We start from the raw sequence: 6,708 nt of genomic DNA, 5'->3' as shown, positions 1-6,708 counted from the left end.
CAAGACCTAATAAGGCTAATTATTTGGAAATTTGATCCTATTTTTATGTATTTTCCTACTTCTTGCATTTAAATTGTTTTGCAAAGTTCTCAACCGTGTTGTTTTGGGGTTGTTAGGGCTTGCCCTGACCGCCTGTAAGGCGTTTTGCTAATATAATTACCTTTAAGATCTAAAAACGTCTTAGAAAGGCTTTTACGAGCAACCAGACCCTATCCCAACCCGACTTTATTTAATGTTTTGATTTTAGCGAGTGAACGTAGTGAACACTGCAAGCCTAATGTGAGAGCGTAGCGATCACTCCTTTGGGGTCTTGAAATTAGGTCTTTTGGTTGTGGTTCTAGTCTTTTTGAATAGTATGTGCCACAAAAATATGCAGTGTTTAGGGTTTAATCTTTACTAGCTGTTTATTAGATTCGCGAAGATGATTACTTGAAAGAGAAATGATGTATTTGGGCGGGAAAAATTACCTGTGGAAAAACTCGCGCGCGCACGCGTTTATTTTATATATCTTTTATAAGACCTTTTATAAACCCTTTTAGGGGGCTGTTGCGCCTTACTCTCCCAGGCGATACAGAATGGTACTAACACCATTTTGTATGACTACCAACACCATTTTGTATGACTACCAACACCATTTTGTATGACTACCAACACCATTTTGTATGACTACTAACACTACCTGTTTACATTTAGGTTAGTGTTTGTTATATTTTTAATGTGAGGGGGGAAAGGAATGGACAAGAAAACGGATTTAGCAGTTAGATATCAAAATGAATTGAACCTTGTGCCTTTAAAAGAATTTAACGCTAAAGAAATGGATTTGTTCTTTGCATTATGTGCTCGTATGAAAGAGCGTGGACTAGACAATGTGCGCTTTTCTTTTGAAGAGTTGAAAGAATTGAGTGAATATAAGTTTACTGGTAATGATAGATTCGTTCATGATTTGGAGAATGTCTATCAAAAAATGATAAGTATGTCTTACCGTACGGATGAGATCAATGAAGATGGCGACCGAGTTATCAAACGTTTCGTATTGTTTACAGGGTTTGAAATTAATGTCTCTAAAATGTTTGTCGATGTGAGTGTTAATCCAAAACTGGACTACATTATCAATGGTTTAACTACTGAGGTTTCTAGGTTTAAATTATCTGCTTTCACTTCGATTCGCTCTACCTATGCAAAAACATTATTCCGATTGCTTATGCAATATCGCTCTACTGGTTATTATATTGTGAGAATTGAAGATTTTAAAGAACGAATGGATATTCCTGAGAGCTATCGCCAAATGGGACAAATCGATCAAAAAGTTTTACAGCCTGCACTAAGGGAATTACAAAACTATTTCAGTGACCTAAAGGTCGCAAAAATCAAAGCAAAAAAAGGCAATAAAATTGCCAAACTGGAGTTTACGTTTTCAGGTCTAAAGACTGATACACCAAAGATTCCAATGCATGACTGGACAAAATAAAAAAAGAACTTGCCCTCTCACATTTAAGCAAGTTAGGCAAGTCCGTACGCAACCCTCGAAGATTGTTAGTTTATTCTAACATATGCGTGCGGACTTCTAAAATAAATTATTTTTTTGGAGGTCATATCATGACAAAAAGCAACGATTCCACCTCTTACAACGCCAAGTAAAAGCCCAACGATCCAAACAGCGGTAGAAAAAGGTAAGGCTGCTGATCAATCGCAACGACTAAGCAATCCGACTGTATCTGGAGGAAATTCTTCTACCAGCAGTCAAAGAACCAATGATCAAGCTGTGAAACGCTCGACACCTAAAACGATTTACGGCACTTCTACAAGTGGTATCGTACAAAAAAATAGCCAATCGGCTGCTAACACTGGCAACAAAACAATGCCACAAACACCAAGTCGAGGGCTTGATCAATCAATTGCGACACCAAGGAAACAAAACGTTCCAGAATCGACTACAAGAAAACCAACGTCACAAAAGGCAACTACGTCAAACTATCAAGTGCCAACGTTGGAATCGAAAATCAAAGAGCCTTCTTCACCTGAAGAAGTGGCTCATAAATTATTGACCGAATCTAGTGTGAAGCCAGATAACTCTTATTACGATATTTACCAATCGATGGATAAAGTGAAAGCTGAAGACTTTATCTGACGAATGAAAGAGTAGAAAAACAACGTGAGGAAAGAAGGAATTTCTTTGACAAAGGAAAAATTACAAGTATATATCGACATTGAACATAGGGACGCTTTGGAAGAATTGAAAACCTATTTACCTGTCGAAGAGACAATAAATGATAGTGCGCTGATGCGATTTATCATAATCGATTTGCTTAATCGCATACGAAAAGAAGAATTATTTGAAAAAAAAATATTAGATTCATTGTCTGTTTTGACCGTAATGACAAACGCAAAATTGGAACAAGATCACACCAAAATACAAGATTTATTTTCTTCCAACGTATACCAAGAGGCAGTATCAATGAGCAAAAAAACTGTGCGAAATGAAAATTATCGGTTCAAGAATAAGAAAAAAATTCAGACTAATCAAGAAACAAAAGACAACAATATCGTACAAGAAGATACAAAAAAAGGACTCAGTTTCAACGAAATTGTTGCTCAATACCTTCCAAAAAACTAATAGTGTTCGGGTATTTTTTCTAAAGGAAAAAGTAATGTTGAAAGTAGTCATGAAGTAGTCAAAATAGCTAAAATGACTACCTGAGTAGTCGTATTAGTATTCATGTGAGAATACTAAAAACGAGGTAATGATATCACTTTGAAATCTCTTAAAACCCAATAGGCACAGCCTATTTTCCTCCTTCTAACTAGAAGGTGGGGGTATCTACCTTATGCTCTTCTTTATTTCGAGCTATTCTATCGGACTTGCAATCTATAATCAATGATCTAAGTTCCGATTAAGAACTTACTGAAGGAGGAAACTATGAAAGAAATTGTTGTTCGATTCGAGCATGATGAAACATTAACGTATCTTACTAGAAGAGCAAAAGAATTGTCCGAACGGTCAGGGAAAAAAATCTCAAGGAATCAATTAATTAACATGATTATTGAAGATGATATGAAAAATTTTTTATCTCAAAATAGAGAAGTCGATATGCTTAAAGATAGTTTGGAGGACTTCAAACACATTTTACAACAATACATTGACACGAATAATGCGCTCTTGTATCGAGCCTTTGAAGCCGATGGTATTTAGTTACTTAAGATTCTTGATTTTGATTTTTTAATCCTTCCTTGCTATAATAAACGTGCGAAGTGATATCAAGAACAAAGCATATTTACACCAAAAAGCCCTCCTACTGCGAATAGGAGGGCTTTTTTTTGCGCTGTTGCGACTCAGCGTTGGTGCCAGAAGGCAACTGCTTCGATTATCGGCTAATCGTCTAGCCAGCGATCAAATAGTATTAATACTATTCCCACAAGAAGTGGTGCGATAATCAGTGATATCAAGGTCTCAAACATATTTACACCCCCTCTCGGGGCAGTTGCCATAAATGAGTATAGCATACCCGCCCCTATAGACTATTTTGATCCTTGCATATTTTAATATAGCACTCAGATCCTATATGCGACCCCCTCGTAATAAAAAGTTTGTCCCACGTTTAATTTAAGGTGTTAGGACTTTACATGACCACTTTTAAGACGCCTTAAAAGAAATCGATAATCAAATCAAATTCATGTATACTAAAAGAAAAAAGCAACTGAGGTGACAACCTTTTGACAACGGATAGACAACCAAAAGAAATGTTGACAGTAAAAGAACTTGCAGAATTTTTTGGTATCAGTAGACAAGCCATGAGGAAACATGTTGACAACCTAGAGCCAACGTTCCTTGCCAAAAATAGCCTAGGATACAAGACAGTGCTATGGTCGGGAGTGTTGCACCTTGCTGACAAGCTAGGACGTCCCGAGTTGCTTGAAGCGTTCGAAATTCCTGACACAGCAAGCTCTGACAGTATAGAAACGAAGTTGCTTGCACAATTGCAACAAAAGGACGTACAAATTGATCAGCTGCAGTCATTATTAGCCCAACAACAGAAACTTCTTGATCAGCAACAACAACTAACTTTGCAAGCAAACAAACAAATACTGCTTCTGACGTCACAGGAACGCTTCTCAGACGATTTAAACAAAGAATCGAATAATAATACTAAAAAAATTAAAACGCCTCAGAGCGGTTATGAGAGCCCCTCAGAACATAAAGGAAACTTTGCTCCTGAAAATGAAGTCGTGCGACCGAAACAAGAAAGACAGAAGAAGTGGTGGCACTTTTTCCGTGAACCCTAAGATAGCGTTGAAAGGATGAATGGTGTATGTCGTTTTCAGCTTATGTTGACAGCTATCCTGTGACTGCGTATATCGTGGGGCACCTTGGTTTATCAGTGGGTGATTTTTGTCGACGGTATGAATTCGATCCCACGATCGTCACGGGGTGGCAAACAGCGAATCGTTCCGTTTTCTCCTTGCCCGCTGACTTTGTGGAGTGCCTAGCCATTGCGTCCGACAAAACAGCGGAACAAGTCCGCTGCATTTTACGCTTGTTAGAAAAGCAACATTTTGCTTATCTTGCGAAGAATCCAGCGTGGAACATAACACTGTCTTTACTCGCCCCCCCGGTTTCTTCACAAACGACCCAAAGAGAAGAAGCTTGATTTACCAGTATTTTAGGTTCCCAACATAGCTAGACCAATTGAAAATCACAAAGAACGCCCGTCAATCGCTTGATTGACGGGCGTCTTGTGTTAATCGAGATTATGTTAACTAAGGGTTTAAATAACTTCTTCTAGCCAAACTTTATATGAAAGATCCGAAGCAATTGACGTTTGTATTTCAGGACTAACTATGAATCCGTACTCTTCTTCACTTGTTTCAAAACCATACATAACGTCTGAAATCTTATACAATTGCCCATTCCATAGGATTTTTTCCCCTTTTCTTGGAATAAATGGTAGCGCCACAATATCAAATTTTTCAGAGTAGTTTTCACTGTTTTTGTTTAAGGTAATAGCTAATTCAATCGCGTACAATTTTCATATCCTCCAAAAATATTAATTAATTGAAACCACACGTACAGGAGAAAAACAACTTGCATTTCCCTTTGAAGTATAAATTTGAGCAACCCCATTTATTCTATAAGTTCCTCCTTTTTTATACGTCCAAGTTTGAGAAATAGTCACACCACCAGATTTTGGGGAATAGCTTCCCGGAGAAGTCGTTTGTCCCAAAATTCCAATATTATAAACAGCGTTCACTCGGTTAATTATAGCATTTGTTTTCAATTTCCAAACAGCTGTAACCTTTCTTCCACTTTTTGTCACCGTAAAAGAAGTCGTAGACCAAACTGGACCAGCCTTAGCTTGAGCTTGTGTTTGGAAAATATCATTGTTATTGATTATACTGTCAGATTCAAATATTGCTGAATTCGATTCTACAATAACCTGTTCCTCAGCTTGAACATTTACTCCAAATGCAATAACCATAAAAGCTGTTAAGGTCAATCCTACAAGAACTGCTCTAATAATTTTTTTCATAAATAAATTCTCCTATTCCTTTGGTAGTCTCAATGTATAGTTTTTATCAAATCTTGTATATAACACATCTGTTTACTCCGTAGCAACGAAGTTAGCGTTGTTTTAAGTTAGTTTGTTGCATTCTTATCACTCGGAAAAAAAGTGCAATTATGACGTATACGATCAGAACAGATATGAAATAAACCGCTAAATCAATTTGTACTTTCTTCCACATGCTAGGTAACAAAATTAAGAATCTATTCTCTAGAAAACCATCGTAACTTCGATACGTAATAAATGGAACTGGAAAGCCCATTAAGTAACTCGTCATGCCATCTGAGGTATTCTCCCTAGGATTTAACACAAAAGCGCTTATCAGAGGAATTATAAGACTAATAATAAACCATTTAATATTTAACCTTTTTTTCATGATGATCTTCCCCTAAAATAATAGATTTAAATTTTATGTGAGAAATTCCAAGTATCATTGATTTTTGCGCCAATCGTAAATCCTTTTACTTGAAATCCTAATAATGAATAACCGTTTACTTTTATTTTTACTGTGTCTTTAGTGTTATTTGTTTTTACAAAATTTGAAGATGCACTGGTTTGATTCCAAGTAACAGCAATTTGTAAGCCTGAATAGTAAGATTTAATTCCTGAAACCTTAGTAAATTGATTTTTACCATTTACTTTTTTGTATTCATAATTGAAGGATACATTTCTCCAAGTAGGAAGTCCAGTCATTCCATAGCCACTAAACGGAGCCCATTGAGAGACTGTTTTACTTCCAGCAGCTCTGGTTTGTATAGGGTTCTCATTAATTGTAAATTCTGTTTCACTGCTATTTTTAAACTCTGCTAGAATTTTTTCTAATTCTTCTACACTGTCTAATTGAATAATATTTTGCGGATCAATATCTTCTGCGGGTACTACTTCGAAATCGTATTTACCGCTTTGTTCAAGTTCTTTTACTTCACTGATAACTGCATTTTCTTCGGTAACACTATCAGCTGATACAATATCCTTCCACCCAAAAAAAACAACAAACATTAATCCCACTAAAATAACTTTTTTCATAACATATAGCCTCCATTTAATTTGATTTTTTAACGCGAATTTCTAGTATATTATCCATAATTCCCGCTTAAAACATAAGAAACGCATAGTTTACATAGGGTTGTATTTGTAACTTATTCGTTTA

Annotated in this window: 10 protein-coding genes; 6 read left to right on the top strand and 4 right to left on the bottom strand. The window is 36.3% G+C overall.

The window, feature by feature from the left end; genetic code table 11:
• The first annotated feature begins 733 nt into the window (after window positions 1–733).
• The 4 genes from IGJ05_RS16060 (at window position 734) to IGJ05_RS16045 (ending at window position 3,190) form a co-directional block, all read left to right on the top strand.
• Window positions 734–1,468, top strand: coding sequence for a replication initiation protein (locus IGJ05_RS16060; RefSeq protein ID WP_003127890.1), 735 nt, complete (start codon window positions 734–736; stop codon window positions 1,466–1,468).
• 294 nt (window positions 1,469–1,762) lie between these two features.
• Window positions 1,763–2,128, top strand: a complete 366-nt coding sequence (locus IGJ05_RS16055) for a hypothetical protein (RefSeq protein ID WP_005231066.1) — start codon at window positions 1,763–1,765, stop codon at window positions 2,126–2,128.
• A gap of 45 nt (window positions 2,129–2,173) precedes the next feature.
• Window positions 2,174–2,614: a hypothetical protein gene (locus IGJ05_RS16050; protein WP_010750023.1), complete on the top strand. Its 441-nt coding sequence runs from the start codon at window positions 2,174–2,176 to the stop codon at window positions 2,612–2,614.
• 303 nt (window positions 2,615–2,917) lie between these two features.
• Window positions 2,918–3,190 carry a hypothetical protein gene (locus tag IGJ05_RS16045; RefSeq protein WP_003127889.1) on the top strand — a complete coding sequence of 91 codons (273 nt, stop codon included), beginning with the start codon at window positions 2,918–2,920 and terminating at the stop codon, window positions 3,188–3,190.
• A 179-nt stretch (window positions 3,191–3,369) separates the two neighbouring features.
• Here IGJ05_RS16045 and IGJ05_RS16040 read toward each other — a convergent pair whose 3' ends face one another.
• Window positions 3,370–3,456: a type I toxin-antitoxin system Fst family toxin gene (locus tag IGJ05_RS16040; protein WP_114148919.1), complete on the bottom strand. Its 87-nt coding sequence runs from the start codon at window positions 3,454–3,456 to the stop codon at window positions 3,370–3,372.
• 255 nt (window positions 3,457–3,711) lie between these two features.
• On the opposite strand from IGJ05_RS16040, the gene IGJ05_RS16035 reads away from it, so the two are divergent.
• Both IGJ05_RS16035 and IGJ05_RS16030 read left to right on the top strand, forming a co-directional pair.
• Window positions 3,712–4,281: an HTH domain-containing protein gene (locus tag IGJ05_RS16035; protein WP_003127888.1), complete on the top strand. Its 570-nt coding sequence runs from the start codon at window positions 3,712–3,714 to the stop codon at window positions 4,279–4,281.
• Between the two features lie 26 nt (window positions 4,282–4,307).
• Window positions 4,308–4,646: a hypothetical protein gene (locus IGJ05_RS16030; protein ID WP_005231072.1), complete on the top strand. Its 339-nt coding sequence runs from the start codon at window positions 4,308–4,310 to the stop codon at window positions 4,644–4,646.
• A gap of 117 nt (window positions 4,647–4,763) precedes the next feature.
• Here IGJ05_RS16030 and IGJ05_RS16025 read toward each other — a convergent pair whose 3' ends face one another.
• The 3 genes from IGJ05_RS16025 to IGJ05_RS16015 all read right to left on the bottom strand — a co-directional run bounded on the left by IGJ05_RS16025 (window position 4,764) and on the right by IGJ05_RS16015 (window position 6,584).
• A complete protein-coding gene (locus IGJ05_RS16025; RefSeq protein WP_003127886.1) occupies window positions 4,764–5,021 on the bottom strand; it encodes a hypothetical protein in 258 nt (85 codons plus the stop codon).
• Between the two features lie 21 nt (window positions 5,022–5,042).
• Entirely contained in the window at window positions 5,043–5,525 is a 483-nt protein-coding gene (locus IGJ05_RS16020) for a hypothetical protein (RefSeq protein ID WP_003127885.1), read from the bottom strand.
• Window positions 5,526–5,960: 435 nt separating this feature from the next.
• Window positions 5,961–6,584, bottom strand: a complete 624-nt coding sequence (locus IGJ05_RS16015; RefSeq protein ID WP_005231069.1) for a hypothetical protein — start codon at window positions 6,582–6,584, stop codon at window positions 5,961–5,963.
• Window positions 6,585–6,708: the final 124 nt, after the last annotated feature.

It is taken from the genome of Enterococcus sp. AZ167 (genome assembly GCF_051714025.1).
Classification (GTDB): Bacteria; Bacillota; Bacilli; order Lactobacillales; family Enterococcaceae; genus Enterococcus_D; species Enterococcus_D casseliflavus.
Note: the sequence above shows the minus strand (reverse complement) of the source record. Positions and strands in the feature narration are given on the sequence as shown.